At 55.3% G+C, this 16,960-nt stretch carries 17 protein-coding genes; 9 read left to right on the forward strand and 8 right to left on the reverse strand.

Features of this window, described 5'->3' with window-relative positions; translation table 11 throughout:
• Positions 1-26: 26 nt before the first annotated feature.
• From OGX93_RS00230 to OGX93_RS00245, 4 genes are all read left to right on the forward strand, one after another.
• Positions 27-2,450: a fimbrial biogenesis outer membrane usher protein gene (locus tag OGX93_RS00230; RefSeq protein ID WP_115609785.1), complete on the forward strand. Its 2,424-nt coding sequence runs from the start codon at positions 27-29 to the stop codon at positions 2,448-2,450.
• Entirely contained in the window at positions 2,441-3,061 is a 621-nt protein-coding gene (locus OGX93_RS00235) for a DUF1120 domain-containing protein (protein ID WP_286487709.1), read from the forward strand. The genes OGX93_RS00230 and OGX93_RS00235 overlap by 10 nt, the downstream gene beginning before the upstream one ends.
• A 216-nt stretch (positions 3,062-3,277) precedes the next feature.
• Positions 3,278-4,030, forward strand: coding sequence for a formate dehydrogenase accessory sulfurtransferase FdhD (gene fdhD / locus OGX93_RS00240; RefSeq protein ID WP_353622159.1), 753 nt, complete (start codon positions 3,278-3,280; stop codon positions 4,028-4,030).
• A 128-nt stretch (positions 4,031-4,158) separates the two neighbouring features.
• Positions 4,159-4,371: a YdgH/BhsA/McbA-like domain containing protein gene (locus OGX93_RS00245; protein WP_286448792.1), complete on the forward strand. Its 213-nt coding sequence runs from the start codon at positions 4,159-4,161 to the stop codon at positions 4,369-4,371.
• Between the two features lie 88 nt (positions 4,372-4,459).
• Here the strand turns inward: OGX93_RS00245 and OGX93_RS00250 are convergent, their stop codons facing one another.
• Positions 4,460-4,783: an AzlD domain-containing protein gene (locus OGX93_RS00250; protein WP_012133907.1), complete on the reverse strand. Its 324-nt coding sequence runs from the start codon at positions 4,781-4,783 to the stop codon at positions 4,460-4,462.
• Positions 4,783-5,442, reverse strand: a complete 660-nt coding sequence (locus OGX93_RS00255) for an AzlC family ABC transporter permease (protein ID WP_286448795.1) — start codon at positions 5,440-5,442, stop codon at positions 4,783-4,785. Before OGX93_RS00255 ends, OGX93_RS00250 begins: the two co-directional genes overlap by 1 nt.
• Positions 5,443-5,543: 101 nt before the next feature.
• On the opposite strand from OGX93_RS00255, the gene OGX93_RS00260 reads away from it, so the two are divergent.
• Entirely contained in the window at positions 5,544-6,092 is a 549-nt protein-coding gene (locus OGX93_RS00260) for a helix-turn-helix domain-containing protein (RefSeq protein WP_012133905.1), read from the forward strand.
• Positions 6,093-6,230: 138 nt separating this feature from the next.
• On the opposite strand, the gene rhaM is transcribed toward OGX93_RS00260, so the two are convergent.
• From rhaM to rhaB, 5 genes are all read right to left on the reverse strand, one after another.
• Positions 6,231-6,545, reverse strand: a complete 315-nt coding sequence (gene rhaM / locus OGX93_RS00265; RefSeq protein ID WP_248623349.1) for an L-rhamnose mutarotase — start codon at positions 6,543-6,545, stop codon at positions 6,231-6,233.
• Positions 6,542-7,690: a lactaldehyde reductase gene (gene fucO, locus OGX93_RS00270; RefSeq protein WP_286448797.1), complete on the reverse strand. Its 1,149-nt coding sequence runs from the start codon at positions 7,688-7,690 to the stop codon at positions 6,542-6,544. The genes rhaM and fucO overlap by 4 nt, the downstream gene beginning before the upstream one ends.
• Before the next feature lie 86 nt (positions 7,691-7,776).
• Complete coding sequence (rhaD, locus tag OGX93_RS00275) at positions 7,777-8,604, reverse strand: rhamnulose-1-phosphate aldolase (protein ID WP_012133901.1); 828 nt, start codon at positions 8,602-8,604, stop codon at positions 7,777-7,779.
• A gap of 143 nt (positions 8,605-8,747) precedes the next feature.
• Entirely contained in the window at positions 8,748-10,007 is a 1,260-nt protein-coding gene (gene rhaA / locus OGX93_RS00280; RefSeq protein WP_049009558.1) for an L-rhamnose isomerase, read from the reverse strand.
• On the reverse strand, positions 10,004-11,473 hold the full coding sequence (gene rhaB / locus OGX93_RS00285; protein ID WP_286448798.1) for a rhamnulokinase: 1,470 nt from the start codon (positions 11,471-11,473) through the stop codon (positions 10,004-10,006). The genes rhaA and rhaB overlap by 4 nt, the downstream gene beginning before the upstream one ends.
• Positions 11,474-11,773: 300 nt before the next feature.
• Here rhaB and rhaS point away from each other — a divergent pair, with 300 nt between their 5' ends.
• Entirely contained in the window at positions 11,774-12,610 is an 837-nt protein-coding gene (gene rhaS, locus OGX93_RS00290; RefSeq protein WP_012133897.1) for an HTH-type transcriptional activator RhaS, read from the forward strand.
• Between the two features lie 153 nt (positions 12,611-12,763).
• Positions 12,764-13,612 (forward strand): HTH-type transcriptional activator RhaR, encoded by an 849-nt coding sequence (rhaR, locus tag OGX93_RS00295; RefSeq protein ID WP_024130665.1) that lies wholly within the window; start codon positions 12,764-12,766, stop codon positions 13,610-13,612.
• On the opposite strand, the gene rhaT is transcribed toward rhaR, so the two are convergent.
• Positions 13,609-14,643 carry an L-rhamnose/proton symporter RhaT gene (gene rhaT / locus OGX93_RS00300; protein ID WP_012133892.1) on the reverse strand — a complete coding sequence of 345 codons (1,035 nt, stop codon included), beginning with the start codon at positions 14,641-14,643 and terminating at the stop codon, positions 13,609-13,611. The two genes, rhaR and rhaT, sit on opposite strands and share 4 nt — an antisense overlap.
• Positions 14,644-14,931: 288 nt before the next feature.
• On the opposite strand from rhaT, the gene sodA reads away from it, so the two are divergent.
• Together sodA and kdgT are read left to right on the forward strand one after the other, a co-directional pair.
• On the forward strand, positions 14,932-15,552 hold the full coding sequence (gene sodA / locus OGX93_RS00305) for a superoxide dismutase [Mn] (protein WP_024130664.1): 621 nt from the start codon (positions 14,932-14,934) through the stop codon (positions 15,550-15,552).
• A 389-nt stretch (positions 15,553-15,941) separates the two neighbouring features.
• Positions 15,942-16,925 (forward strand): 2-keto-3-deoxygluconate transporter, encoded by a 984-nt coding sequence (gene kdgT / locus OGX93_RS00310; RefSeq protein ID WP_012133890.1) that lies wholly within the window; start codon positions 15,942-15,944, stop codon positions 16,923-16,925.
• Positions 16,926-16,960: the final 35 nt, after the last annotated feature.

Below are 16,960 nucleotides of genomic sequence, written 5' to 3' on the forward strand. Positions count from 1 at the left end.
TTTATTGTAAAACACATGGAGTGGTTATGATTCGCGGTTCCGCTAAAAAAGGAATTATTGTGTTTTGTCTGACGGCAATCGCTTTCAGTATACGGGCGGAAATAATGCCGACCTCTACTGGAACGATGGAGTTGGCGAGAGCGGTATTTGATACTGATGCATTAGAATCTAATGGTCTCGATCCTGTGATTGCTGATTATTATTCCTTAGCGTCCCGGTTCACTCCTGGTGTCCATAATGTGACCGTTATTATTAATGGCAAAAAACACAGTGTCATGTCGGTTAAGTTTAATGAGGAAGGGCAGCCCTGTATTGATAAAGCATTTCTGGAAAGCGCAGGACTCATCACGAAAATAAAAAGAGAAACCTGCCCGCTGATCCATCAATACTGGTCTACGGCAACCGTTAGCGCTACGCCTGAAACAGAAGAAATGTCGCTGGTTGTTCCGCAGGAAGCGATTGATCCAGATAATAACCGACAGGTCGCGGACGTTCGCGGTGGTCATGCCGCAATGCTGAATTACTCCATGTTTGGCACGCATTATAAATATGACGGCGATAATTCAGACCGCTTTCAGTCAACGTTTGAACTTGGTTTTAATGCGGGTGACTGGATTGTGCGCAGCACACAATTCGTCAGCGACGGCAGCGACCAGGAATTAGAGACCGACTCGTATTATACCTACGCGCAACGCACTTTCGCCGACTATGGCGTGATGGTGCAGGGCGGGCAAATCAACATTGCCAACAGCCGCTTTAGTATTCCATCGGTCTACGGTGTGCAAGTCATGCCGGATAATACCCTGCTGCCGAACGAGGGGAGTGGCGTCGAGGTGACGGGGATCGCCAGATATTCTCAGGCGCGCGTGGATATTCGCCAGGGCGGGCAGATCATCTATTCAACGCTTGTTCCCGCTGGCCCCTTTACCTTAACCGATGTACCCATTGCTAACCTCAACACCGACCTGAATGTCACGGTGACGGAGACCGATGGAAGCGAGAGCCATTTTACCGTATCGGCGAGCACGTTTCGTAGCAACCATGTCGGCAGGGCGCCGGGCTTTTCTCTGGCCGTGGGGCGTGCGGAAGATATGGACACGAATTTTGAGCAGCCCTGGATTGTGTCGGCGTCTGATGGCTGGTCAGTGAATAATCGTATGAATCTCATGGCCGGAATGGTGATGGCGGATAACCACTATTACGGTTTCTCTGCCAATGTGGATACCGTTCCCGTACAGAATTTATATGCCTCGCTCGGGTTTCTTGGGTCGATCGATAACCGTAGCCAGACTGATGGGCACAAAACCACGCTGGATCTTGGGTATTCCTTGCCCTGGGGGATGGGGATTTCGCTGGGCGGCAGCTACGGCACGGCGGACTATCGCGAAATGCAGGAACTGTATAGCGACGACGATGATTACTCCCCAACGAAATACGATACGAACGTCGCGGTCAGTTGGTCGGATACGCTTCTGGGGCGTTTTTCGCTCGGCTACTACCGTAATGAGGCCTGGGACAGCGACTATAATAGCCGCCGCATTATCTCTTCCTGGTCGCAAACCTATAAATATTTCAGCGTCAGCGTGAACTGGGAATCGGATATCAGTCGTGGGGATGAGAGCGATCGCGATATGTTCTACGTGAACGTTTCTGTTCCGTTAGGCCGTACCGGTGTTTCAACGAACTCGTGGTATCGCGAGAGTGAAGGAAGAAGCTCTTATGGCACGCGGGCGATGGGGTCGCTGAATGACGACAACCAATACACGGTCGGCGTGTCTCGCGATCAGGACGAAAGTGTTACCGACTGGGATAGCTCGCTCAACAGCAATCTTCACTATACCACGCTGTCCGTGGCGGCTGGCGGCGATAACGACAGCAATACGAACTACTCTGCCGCATTGAGTGGCGGCATTGTGGCGCATGACGATGGCGTGACCTTCTCACCGTATCCGGTCGCGGACACGTATGCCATTACCCAACTGGACAAGCCTGTTGCCGGTATCGAAATCGTGACGTCGCGCGGGCCCGTCTGGACCGATAAATGGGGTCAGGCCGTTGTCCCGTCATTGACGCCGTTCCATGAAAGTACGCTGGAACTCAATACCCAAAGTCTTCCGGGCAATCTTGACGTCAATAATGGCCGGACGGCGATTAAAGCATCGCACGGGGCGGTCGCGAAATGGCAATTCACCACGCTGAGTCAGCGGCGCGTGCTGCTCTCTGTTATGCGCGCAGACGGTACTCCGTTGCCGAAAGGCGTCTCCATTGTTAACGACGCCGGGGAATACATCACTTCCGCGCCAGAGGACGGTTTGATCTTCCTGAATGATATCTCAGCAAGCCATCAGCTGTATGCGAAGGTGGACGGTGGACGATGCAAACTGAACTACACCCTGCCGGAAGCCGATCCGCAGAAATTCTACGAGGAGATAAAAGGGAAATGTCTCTAATGAAACAGGGAGCTGGCTCCATGAAACACCTTAGCGTTTTTATGCCTGTATTACTGGCGGGTTTCTTGTGTGGGAATGCGCCATCCGCGCTGGCGGAAGAAGGCGACTGTCAGATTTTATCTTCGACAAAACAGGTCGACTATGGGCGGTTCCGCAGGGAGGATATGAGGGAGGGGAGCACCGAATACGCCGGGAATATGTATCACGGTTATGCCTCCGTCACCCGGGAGTTACAGGTCTCCGTCATCTGTACTGATGAACATAAAATTCGGCTCTTTGTGGATGGCCCCGCCCGGCAGGGGCAGGCCTGGCAGTTTTCTGACAACGGCGCGATGTCGATTAAAATGAAAAATGCCAGAGTCGATAACGCTCCCGTTCAGTTGGCTTCGGTTCCCCGGGGCGCGGCGCAGGTATCGGGCGGCGCTGCGGAAATGACGCTGTTGCCGGATATGTCCGCTGCTGCGGTAAACGGCCAGGAAGTGGCAGGAAAACAGTGGGTTGCAACACTGATGATCACCACTTATCTTGCCGATAAAGCTTTCCAGACCAGCAATACGCAGGATCTGGAAGAAACCTACACCGTGTCGTTTGACGCTCTCGCGGCTAACTAGCGTTCTCATCCTGCCGACCGGGGCGGTTTTGCCCCGGTTTTGACCTCACAAAAATAATGGAGGACAATAACCGCAGTTAAATGCGCAAAGGCTCTCTCATCCTGCCTGAACGCAATCTCTCTTATCGTGAGTCCATACCAGGAAGCTGCTTTGTCTGACCATCAAAATTCATCCCCGGAGGGCGCTGTTTCTCATGCCGTTTGGACGCGCGGGTGCCTGACGCAATCAAAACCGGATATGCTGGCGACGGAAGTTCCTGTCGCGCTGGTCTATAACGGCATTTCCCATGTGGTGATGATGACCACGCCGAAAGATCTGGAACAATTCGCGATCGGTTTTTCACTGTCGGAAGGCATTATTGAATGTCCGCAGGATATTTATGGCATGGACGTCGTTCCTTCCTGCAACGGCCTTGAAGTGCAGATTGAGCTTTCCAGCCGCCGCTTTATGGGGCTGAAAGAACGTCGTCGCGCCCTGGCCGGGCGTACCGGCTGCGGCGTTTGCGGCGTGGAGCAGCTGAATGACATCGGCAAACCCATTACGCCGCTCCCGTTTACCCAAACCTTTAACCTGGCGAATCTTGATCGCGCGTTGAAGCATCTGTCTGATTTTCAACCGGTCGGTCAGCTTACCGGCTGTACTCACGCGGCGGCGTGGGCGATGCCGTCCGGTGAATTAGCGGGCGGGCATGAAGATGTCGGTCGCCATGTCGCGCTGGATAAACTGCTGGGGCGCCGGGCGACGGAAGGCGAAATCTGGCAGCAGGGCGCGGTGCTGGTCTCCAGTCGCGCCAGCTATGAAATGGTGCAGAAATCGGCGATGTGCGGCGTTGAAATCCTGTTTGCCGTCTCCGCTGCCACCACGTTAGCGGTTGACGTGGCTGAGCGCTGTAACCTGACGCTGGTGGGCTTTTGCAAGCCGGGCAAGGCGACAATTTATACGCATCCACGGCGTTTGATGACAGGTTGAGTTTTATTCAGTAAATTTGAAAAAGAATAGCAAATCCTTCCGCTTTTAGTTGTTCGAATACCGGCCTATTATTTATCACATCAAGGCACGGTGCCTTATTCAAACAACTAAGTTAAAGGGTTTATATCATGAAAAGCATCAAAACTTTTGTCGCAGTTATCGCTCTCGCTACTTCTTTCGGTTCTTTCGCCGCTCAGTCTGTTACCGCGACGGGCTCTACTCTGGAAAGCGTAGAAGCAAAAATCGCCGCTCAGGCTCAGCAGGCTGGCGCCAGTGATTACAAAATCACTTCCGCATACTCCGGTAACCGCGTGCATATGACCGCTGAACTGCTGAAATAAGTGATTCAAAACTGTCGAAAGAGCGCCTTCAGGGCGCTTTTTTCGTTTCTGCGTTTACTGTTTTACTATTCCGATAAATGCCTCATATTTAGTGCATACCCGCCAGCCTTAGCAGCGCTGTCACCACCGCCGCAGCGATAATCACCACAATCAGCGGCATTTTGCGCCACGCCAGGAAAACAGCGAACGCGACGCCCAGTACCCGCGCCATTCCGGCAAAATGTTCGCCTTCATAAAACGTGGTTGCCAGCGCCACTGAAAACAGCAATACCGTTGCCGCATCCGACAATAGCGCCTGAGAACGTTCGGAGAGCGCCAGCCGGTTGCCGAGCTTTGCTCCGCCAAGACGCATCAGATAGGTGCCTGCCGATAACACAGCAATACCGACGATAAACAGCGTCATGTTGCCCATTATTTTTTCCTCGTCAGTAAGCCAAGCAGAGAGAGCAGTACCGGCAACCCGACCGGTGCGAAGGGGACAGCGGCAAGCGACAGCCCGGCGCCGCTACAGGCGCGGATTAGCGTGGTGCGATTCCTGAACGCCGGGATCACTAACGCCAATAAAATGACGGGAAATACCGCGTCCAGACCGATGGTTTCCGGTGCCGGGAGCAGTTTGCCGACCATCGCGCCAAGCAGTGCGCCCAGCGGCCAAAAAATTGCGACGCCCGCGCCACACAGCCAGTAGGCGGCTTTGCGCTGTTGCCGTGTTTTTTGCGACAGACCAAAGACGACGCTTTCATCATTCATGATATGGCAGCCCAGAAAGCTGGCGGCGCGGGTGCCTACCAGTTCACGTACCGTTACGCCGAATGGAATGTGGCGGGCATTCACCAGCAAACCGGCAGCGGCGGCGGCCAGCGGGTTCCCGCCGCTGGCGACAATGCCGATAAACATAAATTCGGACGCCCCCGCCAGGACAAAAATGGAGAGTACAAACGGCACCCAAATCGGGAAGCCGTAGGCCATCGCCAGCGATCCGTAGGACATCCCGACGACGCCAACGGCCAGGCACACTAAAAATATCGCTTTTATCGTGTCTCCGCTGAGACATGAGAGGTGATGTTTCATACTATTTTAGCCATATCGAACGAATTTCCATTATAATGAACGCAACAGAATTGATTTACAAGTCGAACGATTCGTTCGATATAAAGAACGCGGAGTCGTGAATGACACAGCCCATTAGCGTGATCGCGAAAAGCCTGGTGCGCGAACGTCAACGTACCGGCCTGTCGCTGGCGGAAATCGCCCGGCGTGCGGGGATTGCGAAATCTACCCTGTCGCAACTGGAAGCGGGCAATGGAAATCCTAGCCTGGAAACGCTCTGGGCGCTTTGCGTGGCCCTGGATATTCCCTTTGCACGTCTGCTGGAGCCGCAGGCGCAAAAAACGCAGGTGATTCGTCGCGGAGAAGGGACAAAAGTGGTGGCAGAACAGGCCCACTATCAGGCTATTTTACTGGCTGCCTGTCCGCCAGGGGCGCGGCGCGATATCTACCTGCTGCTGACGCAGCCGGGGGCGGATCGTATTTCACATCCACATCCGCCGGGATCGGTGGAGCATATTATTGTGACGCAGGGGAAAGCGCTTGTCGGGCTGACAGAGGCGCCGGAAGAGTTAGGTGAGGGCGATTATATTTGTTATCCCGCCGATCAGGAGCACATCTTTAAAGCGCTGGAAGCGGATACGCAGGCGATCTTGGTGGCCGAGCAAAATTAATTCCGCGCGATGAGGTTTATGATGCCGGATGGCGCTGACGCTTATCCGGCCTACAATTTCGTGCCGTTTGCTACCTGTAAGCCGGATAAGACGCGTTAGCGCCGCCATCCGGCGTTGAGTCATCCGGCTTCAGACCGCCTACGCCAGGTAAAACACTTCTTTCAGTTCTGCGCTCACCGGGCTGTTATCCGGGTTGGCAGGCATCACGTCGCGCATATGCTTCCACCAACGCTGGCACACGTCGGTACTGGCGATGGCATTCCAGCGCTCTTCCGATTCAATCTCGACGGTCGCGAACAACAGGTTGCGTTCTTTATCGAGGTAAATCGCATAGTGATGCGCGCCATGCGCTTTCAATACGCTTTCCAGCTCCGGCCAGATGGGATTATGGCGACGCTGATACTCCTCGCGTGCGTCGGCATTCACCTGCATCACAAACGCTTTGCGGATCATAGCGCCTCCAGATACAACTCGCGGACGTCATCGCGGCTGGCGGTGCGTGGATTGCACGGCGCACACGGATCTGCCAGCGCTTTGTCCAGCCAGCCTTCAATATCGTCTTTCGTGACGCCCAGTGTGCTGAAACCTTCAGGAATGCCGACGCATTTGCTCAATGCGCGGATTGCATTGATCGCTTCCATACTCGCCGCCTCAATGCTCATACCTTGAGTATCGACGCCCATCGCCTGGGCGACGCGGGCAAAACGCGTGACCGCGTTCGGGCGGTTAAAGTTCTCAATGATCGGCAGCAGGATGGCGTTACAGACGCCGTGCGGCAGGTTGTGCGTGGCGCCTGGCTGATGCGCCAGCGCGTGTACCAGACCAAGGCCAGCGCTGTTGAACGCCATACCCGCCAGATACTGGCCAAACGCCATCTGCTCACGCGCTTCGAGGTTGTGGCCGTCATCAACCGCTTTCGGCAGCCACAGGTTAATCAGCCGAATGGCTTCCAGCGCGTTGGCGTCGGTAAGCGGATGCGCGCCAACCGAGACATAGGCCTCAATGGCGTGGGTCAGCGCATCCATACCGGTGGCGGCAGTGACGGATGGCGGGATGTCCAGCATAACGCTGGCGTCGTCCACCGCGATATCAGGGATGATATTCGGGTCGATGATGACCTCTTTGACCTGGCGCGCGGAGTCGATAATGACGGCATTGCTGGTCATTTCCGCTGCCGTACCGGCGGTGGTATTAATCGCCACCAGCGGAATGCCCGCGTTTTTGACTTTGCCGACGCCAGAATAGGCGGTAGAGGGGCCAGGGTTCGCCGTCAGAATTTTGACCGCTTTGGCGGTATCGATCGGGCTGCCGCCGCCGAAGGCGATGATGTAATCACACTGCGCGTCCTGATATGCCGCATACCCTTTTTGCACCAGTTCTTCAGTGGGGTTCGGGAAAACCTCGTCGAAAAGGTGGTACGACATCTGATGCGCGTCAAGCGCGGCAAACAGGCTGTCCAGCAGGCCCAGTTTTACCAGTTGCCCGTCAGTGACGACCAGCGCTTTACCCCATTGCTTATTCGCGACGAGGTTAACCATATCGCCGATTGCGCCTGCGCCATGCAGGCTAATTTTGGGAAGTGCCAACATGAAGCTCATGAATATTCTCCTTAAGATTGACGCGTTACCCTATTGCCCGATGACGCTGCGCTTATCGGGCCTACGGCATTGGATTGCGGGAAGAATCAGTACAACGCTAATGCACTGGCAAGCGGAGTCACGCCAAAGCGTTTGCCAAGCGCTACCAGTTCTTCACGCGTGATGGTTTGCTTCATACCGCCCATCGAATAGATTTTGACCAGCACCTCCGCAGACTTCTCGGCGGTATCGATCAGGCCGAATGTTTCATCCAGCGTCGGGCCGCTGCCGAACACGCCGTGGAAGGGCCACAGCACCAGCGAATGCTTCTGCATTTCCTGCGCGGTGGCCTGACCGATCTCATCAGTGCCCGGCACCATCCACGGCAGAATGCCGACGCCGTCCGGGAACACCACCAGGCACTCGGTGCTGCCTTCCCACAGTTTGCGGGTGAAAAGCGGCGTGTTGTTTTCCAGCACGTAGGTCAGCGCGATCAGGTTGGTGGCGTGGCAATGCATAATCACGCGGTCTTTGCCGTCGGTGGCGTTAATGCGCTCGCAGTGGGAGAGGAAGTGAGCCGGCAGCTCGGAGGTTGGAACCGCCTCATGATTCAGCCCCCACAGAATGTGGTAGCCCGCGCCGTCGCTGTCCACTTTCACCACGCCTAAATTCGCTGCCGGATCGAGCTGTACGTTGCGGAAGAATTTGCCGGAGCCGGTGACGATAAACGGCGTGTTCGCCAGCAGTGGCATTGGCTGACTCAGCGCGATATAGCGCGGCTCCTGGTGGAAATCGTCGGTAAACGGCGCGATATCCGCCTCATCCAGACGCAGCGTAAGGTTGCCGCCGTTGCGTTCGTCCCAGCCCTTCAGCCAGGCGTCGGAGGTGGCTTTGATCATTCCCTGGACAAACCAGGAGTGGGTAATGTTCTGCATGTTCGGTGTTCCCATTTATTGCCCGAACGTTATCGGGTCTTACGTAGGCCGGATAAGCGCAGCGCCATCCGGCAATCGTGTTTCATTTATTGCCGGATGGCGACGCGGAACGTCTTATCCGGCCTACAAGTCAGGCGTCGCGGTTAGCTACGTTTGCTCAGAATCTCTTTTTCATAGGCACGGACGCTTTCCAGCCACTGGCTGCCGGCTGGCGTGTCGTGACGCTGGCAATACATTTCCCAGACGGCTTGCCACGGCAGGGATTTCTGCTCTTCCAGCAGCGCCAGGCGGGCGGTGTAATCGCCGCTGGCTTCTAACTGACGCAGTTGCCCGGTTGGTTCCAGCAGCGCGCGCAGCAGCGCTTTCTTCATATTGCGCGTGCCGATAACCCACGCGGCGATACGGTTGATGGAGGCATCGAAGAAATCGAGGCCGATATGCACGCGGTCAAACAGGTTATGACGCACGATTTCGCTGGCAATTGCCTGGGTTTCATCATCCAGCAGCACGACGTGATCGCTGTCCCAGCGCACCGGGCGGCTGACGTGCAGCAGCAGGCGCGGCACATACAGCATGGCGGCGGAAATCTTGTCGGAAATCACTTCGGTCGGATGGAAGTGGCCCGCGTCGAGGCACAGCGCGGTCTGGCGGCTGGTGGCGTAGCCCATGTAGAACTCGTTGGAGCCAACGGTATAGCTTTCCGCGCCAATACCGAACAGTTTGCTTTCCACGGCGTCGATGTGATGCGCCGGATTCAGTTTTTCGCTGATCACCTCGTCCAGCGCCTCCAGCAGGCGTTGGCGCGGCGCTAAGCGGTCAACGGTGATGTCTTTCATGCCATCCGGGATCCAGATGTTCATCACCGACGGCGTGCCCAGTTGCTCACCGAAGTACGCGGATACGCGGCGGCTGGCCTTGCAGTGGTCAATCCAGAACTGGCGAATGTTGTCGTCCGCGTGCGCCAGGGTAAAGCCGTCAGCGCTCAGTGGGTGAGAAAAGCAGGAGGGGTTGAAGTCCAGCCCTAACTGGTTCGCTTTTGCCCATTCCACCCAGTTTTTGAAGTGCTCCGGTTTGATCTGGTCGCGGGACACCGGCGTGTCAGACTCCAGATAGATTGCGTGTAAGTTCAGGCGTTTTGGCCCCGGGATCAGGCTTAGCGCCTGTTCCAGGTCGGCGCGCAGCTCGCTGGCGCTGCGCGCTTTACCGGGATAGTTACCGGTGGCCTGAATACCGCCGGTGAGCGATCCTTCCGGGTTTTCGAATCCGGCGACGTCATCGCCCTGCCAGCAGTGCATCGATACCGGCAGACGATCGAGCTGGCGTAACGCCTCCTCGACATCAATACCTACCGCAGCAAAACGTTGTTTCGCCAGTTCCCAGGCTTGTTCAAGTTGAGTGGTCATGCGCAAAGCTCCTTTGTCTGTCGTTTTGATTGAAACTGCGCAACGTGGCGGGCAATTTCACTGTCAGGATTTGGGGTAAAGGTCGTCAGGTCGTAGTTGGTTCTTACCACCTGACGGAAGTCGTCAACGTTGTTCAGTTCGTCCAGCGTCATGAGCTGGATGCCGATATTGCCGAGGGTGGAAGCCTCAATCGGCCCGGCCATCACGCGAATGCCGCAGGCATCAGCGCACAGCTGGTTCAGCAGGGCGTTCTGGCAACCTCCGCCGACGATGTGCAGCTGGCTAAAGGCTTCACCACGCAGGTTCGCCAGCTCCTGCAACACATCGGCATACAGCAGCGCCAGACTGTCGAAAATGCAGCGTGCCAGTTCGGCGTTACGGGTGGGTTCCGGCTGGCCGGATTCACGGCAGGCCGCCTGGATCTCTGCGCTCATATTGGCGGGGTTGATAAAGCGATCGTCATTCGGGTTTATCAGGAAACGGCAGGCCGGAAGCGACTGGGTCTCGGCGATCAGCGCGGGCAGGTCGGTAATCTGGCGCTCTTTCAGTACGCGCTGAAGCAGCCAGAGCCCCATGATGTTTTTCAGCACCCGGTAGCGGCCTTCTGCGCCGCCTTCATTGGTGATGTTCGCCGCCAGCGCCGCGTCATCGGTGTAGGGTGTTCTGCTCTCGAAGCCCATCAACGACCAGGTGCCGGAAGAGAGATAAGCGCTGTTTTTATCGGCCAGCGGAGAGGCGATCACCGCGCTGGCGGTGTCGTGACTGGCGACGGCGACCACCGGAATCTGATTTTTCTGTGGGCAGATCCAGTAGCCGATCACGTTGCCCGGATGGGTGGGCCTGCCAAACCAGGCTTTGTTGGCGCCGGTCCAGTCCAGCAGGGTATCGTCCCAGTCATCGCTGTTGATATTGACGAGCTGCGTGGTGGTGGCGTTGGTGTATTCCCAGTTCATTTCGCCCGTCAGGCGGAAACTGAAATAGTCGGGGATCAGCAGGGCATGCGCCACCTGCGGGATAAGTTCAGGCTGTTGTTCAACCAGCGCGCGGAGCTGATACAGCGTATTGAACGGCAGAAACTGAATGCCGCTGCGGCGATAGATATCATGCTTGCCGAGCTGCGCCAGCGCCTGCTGCATCACCCCCGTGGTACGGTTGTCGCGATAAGATACGGGCAGACCGATGCGCTGGCCGTGCTTGTCGAGCAGCACATAGTCCACGCCCCAGGTATCAATGCCGATGCTGTCAATACGGATACCTTCATCGCAGACTTTCTCCAGTCCAAGGCGAATTTCATTTTCCAGGCTGTCGATATCCCAGGCGTCGAACCCGTCTGTTTTTTGCAAACAGTTCGCGAAGCGGTGGATTTCACGCAGCGTCAGGGCGTGTTGTTCACTGTCGTAACGCGCCAGCATTACGCGCCCGCTGGATGCCCCGAGATCGACAGCGACACAATGGCGAAAAGTCATGGTGAAGTCCTTCTGAGTTTCATTGCACTCAGTCTAAGAACCCCCAGGAAGGCGTACCTTCCTGTTACTGACAGGTTAAATTGGCCGCTGGCAAGGAGGCAAAGGTGAACGTGATAGCGTTCACAATTTCCGTTTATCAGCGTGAATTGGCCGGATGTGACGGCGTCCGCATTTCCTGATCTTTCCCGTCCTTTCTTGAAAAAACGACCGGGTTTGCGCGCTTTGGCGTTAAAAATTTAAGGTGAGGGTAGTAACCCTTAATTACTATTTCTGACATGTTTCTCATATCAGGAAGCCATCATGACCGTACTGCATAGCGTGGATTTTTTTCCGTCAGGTAAAGCGCCCGTGGCCATTGAACCCCGGCTTCCTCAGTCCGCTTTTCCTGAACATCATCATGATTTTCACGAGATTGTGATTGTTGAACATGGCACCGGCATTCATGTGTTCAATGGGCAGCCCTACACCATTAGCGGCGGTACGGTCTGCTTTGTTCGCGATCATGACAGACATCTGTATGAACACACCGACAACCTGTGTCTGACGAATGTGCTCTATCGCTCGCCGGACGCGTTTCAGTTTCTGGCAGGGCTGAACCAGCTCTTGCCGCAGGAACAGGATGGGCAGTACCCGTCACACTGGCGCGTGAATCAGAGCGCGTTGCAGCAGGTGCGGCAACTGGTGGCGCAGATGGAAAACGCCGGAGACGAGATGGACACGCCTGCGGTCGCCAACCGTGAAATTCTGTTTATGCAGTTGCTGGTGCTGCTGCGTAAAAGCAGCCTGATGGAAGGGGCAGCCAATAACGATGCGCGGCTGAATCAGTTGCTGGCCTGGCTGGAGGATCATTTTGCTGAAGAGGTGTGCTGGGAGTCGATAGCCGACAAGTTTTCGCTCTCGCTGCGCACGCTGCACCGTCAGCTCAAACAACAGACCGGCCTGACGCCGCAGCGCTATCTTAACCGTCTGCGGCTTATCAAGGCTCGCCATCTGCTGCGTCACAGTGATGAAAGCGTCACAGATATCGCGTATCGCTGCGGTTTTGGCGACAGTAACCATTTTTCGACGCTGTTTCGCCGGGAATTTGACTGGTCGCCCAGGGATATTCGCCAGGGGCGGGACGCATTGCTACAGTAACGCGAAAGCTATCACCGTTTTTTGTCGCCAATTTGCTGATAATCGTCCCCTTCAATGCCGGATGGCGGCTTCACCTTATCCGGCCTACGGCGGCGATCTGTAGGCCAGATAAGCGTAGCGCCATCCGGCAAGCATTCAACGTGAGGTGCTGCGGTGGCAAATCAGTTAGTCCTTCTGAAAAAAGACTTTTTTGCGAATGACGGCCAGGCTGTCGCGGTTGCCGATCGCTATCCGCAAAATGTGTTCGCGGAACATACACACGAGTTTTGTGAACTGGTGTTGGTCTGGCGCGGCAACGGTTTGCATGTGCTCAACGATCGCCCTTACCGCATCACGCGTGGCGATCTGTTTTATATTCGCGCCGAGGACAGACACTCCTACACCTCCGTTAACGATTTGGTTTTGCAGAATATTATTTACTGCCCGGAGCGGTTGACCCTGAATCTTGGCTGGGAAAGCGCCATTCCGGGCTTTAACGGCAGTGAACGGAGCCCGCACTGGCGGCTGGGCAGCGTGGGGATGAATCAGGCGCGGCAGGTTATCAGCCAGCTTGAACATGAGAGCAATCAGGGCGATCCGCTGGCGAATGAGATGGCGGAACTGCTATTTGGTCAGCTGGTGATGACGCTGAAAAGACACCGCTATGCCACCGATGATCTCCCGACCAGAGCGAGCGAAACGTTGCTGGATAAATTGATTACCGCACTGGCCGGCAGCCTGGAGCGCCCCTTTGCGCTGGATGCGTTTTGCGACCAGGAGCAGTGCAGCGAGCGGGTGCTGCGACAGCAGTTTCGCTCACAGACCGGGATGACTATCAACCAGTATCTTCGCCAGATCCGCATCTGCCATGCACAGTATTTGCTTCAGCACAGCCGCCTGATGATCAGTGAGATTTCAATGCAGTGCGGCTTTGAGGACAGTAACTACTTTTCGGTGGTGTTTACGCGGGAAACCGGGATGACGCCCAGCCAGTGGCGTCATCACAGTACGCAAAACGATTAGCTTGCCATTCCCATGCCGACGATGTTGGCGGCGATAATAATGACCACGCAACCCAGACTGAGAACGCTGACAGGACGACGACCCGCGTTTTTCCACTCTTTCAGCACCAGACCCACAATCCCACCGCACAGCACGTAGAAGCTCATGTGCAGCATCCAGCTGATGTAGTCATACTGCGGCGGAATGCGAGCGTGGCCCCAGGCGTAGAAAAAGAACTGCAAATACCACATCAGGCCACCCAGCGCTGACAGCAGGATATTGGTGATGATCATCGATTTTGCCAGCGAGAAGTCGGCTTTTATCGACAAGTTTTTCACTTTTGCCAGACGAACGAAACAGAAACCCAGGTTGATCAGCGCGCCGCCGCCCATGATGACCACGTAGCTTGGCAGAGCGACATACAGCGGATCGACGCCGAGCGCGGCAGCGGCTTCATGCATCGGTTTGGCGGCGTTCATCGCAAAGGACATCCCGGCGGAGAAAATACCGCACATCACCGCCAGCAGCAGACCTTTTTTCAGGTTGAACTCCTCGGCGGTGATCCCCATTTTGCGCTCTTTTAACTGCCCGGCGCGGGTGACGATGCCAACGCCGATCAGCGCCACCAGGACGCCCAGCAGCGTCATTCGTCCGCCTTCGGTATTGATCAGCACATCAAAGTTTCCATTGATGATGGGGGTCATCAGGGTGCCGACGATCAGCGTAATACCAATCGCGATGCCGATCCCCATCGACATGCCGAGATAGCGCATGGTCAGGCCGTAGTTAATATTACCGATGCCCCACATTGCGCCGAACAGAAATACGGGCAACAGGGTGGATAGGTTGAAGGAACTGTAATAGGCCCAGAAATCCGGGAGCAGCAGGGCGCTGATGGTCCAGGGCAGGATAAGCCAGGAGACAATCCCACCGATTGACCACATGGTTTCCCAGGACCATTGTTTAACTTGTTTGAACGGGGCATAAAAACAGGCTGCACTGGCCGCACCTATCAAATGCCAAAAGATACCCATCGTAATCGCGTTACTCATGACTTAATCCTCATCGTTTTTATTGCCGGTGTGACCCTCCCGACCTGATGAGTGTAAAAATTGCGCAGTTGATTAACCTTTTGAGGATTGCCGACATTTCTTCCTTCCTGGCAACCAGCACGTTATACGGGTGATTTGGCTCACATATTCAAGAACATAATGAAAAGTTATATCCTTATTAAAACTACGGCATTGATAAGCATTTTCAATATCATTTAATTAACTATAATGAACCAACTGCTTACGCGGCATTAACACTTCAGCCGCTCGACAATAATGGAGATGATTATGAGTTATACACTGCCATCCCTGCCGTACGCTTATGATGCGCTGGAACCGCACTTCGATAAGCAGACGATGGAAATCCACCATACCAAACACCATCAAACTTATGTCAACAACGCTAACGCGGCGCTGGAAAACCTGCCTGAATTCGCGAACCTGCCGGTTGAAGAACTGATCACCAAACTGGATCAGCTTCCGGCGGACAAAAAAACCGTACTGCGCAACAACGCGGGCGGCCACGCTAACCACAGCCTGTTCTGGAAAGGCCTGAAAAAAGGCACTGCTTTGCAGGGCGACCTGAAAGCGGCTATCGAACGTGATTTCGGTTCCGTTGATAACTTCAAAGCGGAGTTTGAAAAAGCGGCGGCAACGCGTTTCGGTTCCGGTTGGGCCTGGCTGGTGTTGCAGGGCGACAAACTGGCGGTTGTCTCTACCGCTAACCAGGACTCCCCGCTGATGGGCGAGGCCATTTCCGGCGTTTCCGGTTTCCCAATCCTGGGTCTGGACGTATGGGAACACGCTTACTACCTGAAATTCCAGAACCGTCGCCCGGACTACATCAAAGAGTTCTGGAACGTGGTGAACTGGGACGAAGCTGCTGCGCGTTTCGCGGCGAAAAAATAAGTCTTTTTGCCTGATGGCGCTGCGCTTATCAGGCCTACGAAGAGGATTTGTCGATTTGTAGGCCGGATAAGGCGTTAGCCGCCATCCGGCACAGAGTTACAATTTGTAGGCCGGATAAGGCATTAGCCGCCATCCGGCATTGAATTCAGCCCCCGCAGGCATAACCTGCGGGGGCTTTCTTTTAGGCGCTTTTGGGCTTGCCTGGTGTGACTTACGTCAAATTAAAAACATCAATCCATAAAAAATGAAACATAGTTTTGTTATGTGGTTGGGATCACTTTTATTGTTCGAATGAATGTCTATCGTTTCTTCATCAACGCGGGTGTGCCTCAAAGTAAGGCGCATTCGCCCATAAAAATTGCCCGTTTTTATGTCTACAGGTGAAGGAAATGCAGATTAAACGCACGATAGAAAAAGTCCCGGGTGGCATGATGCTCGTTCCGTTGTTCCTCGGCGCGCTATGCCACACCTTCGCGCCCGGCGCAGGGAAATACTTCGGCTCATTCACAAACGGTATGATCACCGGTACGGTGCCGATTCTGGCGGTCTGGTTCTTTTGTATGGGCGCGTCGATCAAACTGAGCGCCACAGGCACCGTGCTGCGTAAATCCGGGACGCTGGTGGTGACCAAAATTGCGGTTGCCTGGGTGGTGGCCGCTATTGCGTCACGCGTTATCCCGGAACATGGGGTGGAAGCGGGCTTCTTCGCCGGGCTGTCGACGCTGGCGCTGGTGGCCTCTATGGACATGACCAACGGCGGGCTGTATGCCTCCATCATGCAGCAGTACGGCACCAAAGAAGAGGCCGGGGCATTTGTCCTGATGTCGCTGGAGTCAGGGCCGCTGATGACGATGGTTATTCTGGGAACCGCCGGGATTGCCTCGTTTGAACCGCATGTATTTGTGGGGGCGGTATTGCCGTTCCTGATTGGTTTCGCGCTGGGGAATCTCGACCCGGAACTGCGGGAATTCTTCAGCAAAGCGGTACAGACGCTGATCCCGTTCTTCGCCTTCGCGCTGGGCAACACCATTGATTTGAGCGTGATTGCACAGACGGGCGTGCTGGGGATTCTACTGGGTGTGGCGGTCATTATTATCACCGGCATCCCGTTAATCATCGCTGACAAGTTTATCGGCGGCGGTGACGGTACGGCAGGTATTGCCGCCTCAAGTTCTGCGGGCGCCGCAGTAGCCACGCCCGTGCTGATCGCAGAGATGGTTCCGGCGTTTAAACCGATGGCGCCCGCCGCGACCTCGCTGGTTGCCACATCGGTTATCGTGACTTCGATTCTGGTGCCGATCATTACCTCAGTCTGGTCGCGGAAGGTGAAGGCCAGAGCGGCGGAAATCGATATTCGCGGTACGGTGAAATAAACCCGTTTTGCCGGATGACGGCTTATGCCTCATCC

The sequence above is a fragment of the Citrobacter sp. CK195 genome (assembly GCF_030333365.1).
GTDB classification, from domain to species: Bacteria; Pseudomonadota; Gammaproteobacteria; order Enterobacterales; family Enterobacteriaceae; genus Citrobacter_B; species Citrobacter_B koseri.

Excerpts from the sequence above, each read along its gene's own strand:
- OGX93_RS00255 (WP_286448795.1), bottom strand. The coding sequence starts at position 5,442 with ATGAAACATCACCTCTCATGTCTCAGCGGAGACACGATAAAAGCGATA.
- rhaA (WP_049009558.1), bottom strand. The coding sequence starts at position 10,007 with ATGACCACTCAACTTGAACAAGCCTGGGAACTGGCGAAACAACGTTTT.
- rhaM (WP_248623349.1), bottom strand. The coding sequence starts at position 6,545 with ATGATCCGCAAAGCGTTTGTGATGCAGGTGAATGCCGACGCACGCGAG.
- kdgT (WP_012133890.1), top strand. The coding sequence starts at position 15,942 with ATGCAGATTAAACGCACGATAGAAAAAGTCCCGGGTGGCATGATGCTC.
- OGX93_RS00235 (WP_286487709.1), top strand. The coding sequence starts at position 2,441 with ATGTCTCTAATGAAACAGGGAGCTGGCTCCATGAAACACCTTAGCGTT.
- OGX93_RS00260 (WP_012133905.1), top strand. The coding sequence starts at position 5,544 with ATGACACAGCCCATTAGCGTGATCGCGAAAAGCCTGGTGCGCGAACGT.
- sodA (WP_024130664.1), top strand. The coding sequence starts at position 14,932 with ATGAGTTATACACTGCCATCCCTGCCGTACGCTTATGATGCGCTGGAA.
- rhaD (WP_012133901.1), bottom strand. The coding sequence starts at position 8,604 with ATGCAGAACATTACCCACTCCTGGTTTGTCCAGGGAATGATCAAAGCC.
- rhaB (WP_286448798.1), bottom strand. The coding sequence starts at position 11,473 with ATGACTTTTCGCCATTGTGTCGCTGTCGATCTCGGGGCATCCAGCGGG.
- OGX93_RS00250 (WP_012133907.1), bottom strand. The coding sequence starts at position 4,783 with ATGGGCAACATGACGCTGTTTATCGTCGGTATTGCTGTGTTATCGGCA.
- OGX93_RS00230 (WP_115609785.1), top strand. The coding sequence starts at position 27 with ATGATTCGCGGTTCCGCTAAAAAAGGAATTATTGTGTTTTGTCTGACG.
- rhaT (WP_012133892.1), bottom strand. The coding sequence starts at position 14,643 with ATGAGTAACGCGATTACGATGGGTATCTTTTGGCATTTGATAGGTGCG.
- fucO (WP_286448797.1), bottom strand. The coding sequence starts at position 7,690 with ATGAGCTTCATGTTGGCACTTCCCAAAATTAGCCTGCATGGCGCAGGC.
- rhaS (WP_012133897.1), top strand. The coding sequence starts at position 11,774 with ATGACCGTACTGCATAGCGTGGATTTTTTTCCGTCAGGTAAAGCGCCC.
- OGX93_RS00245 (WP_286448792.1), top strand. The coding sequence starts at position 4,159 with ATGAAAAGCATCAAAACTTTTGTCGCAGTTATCGCTCTCGCTACTTCT.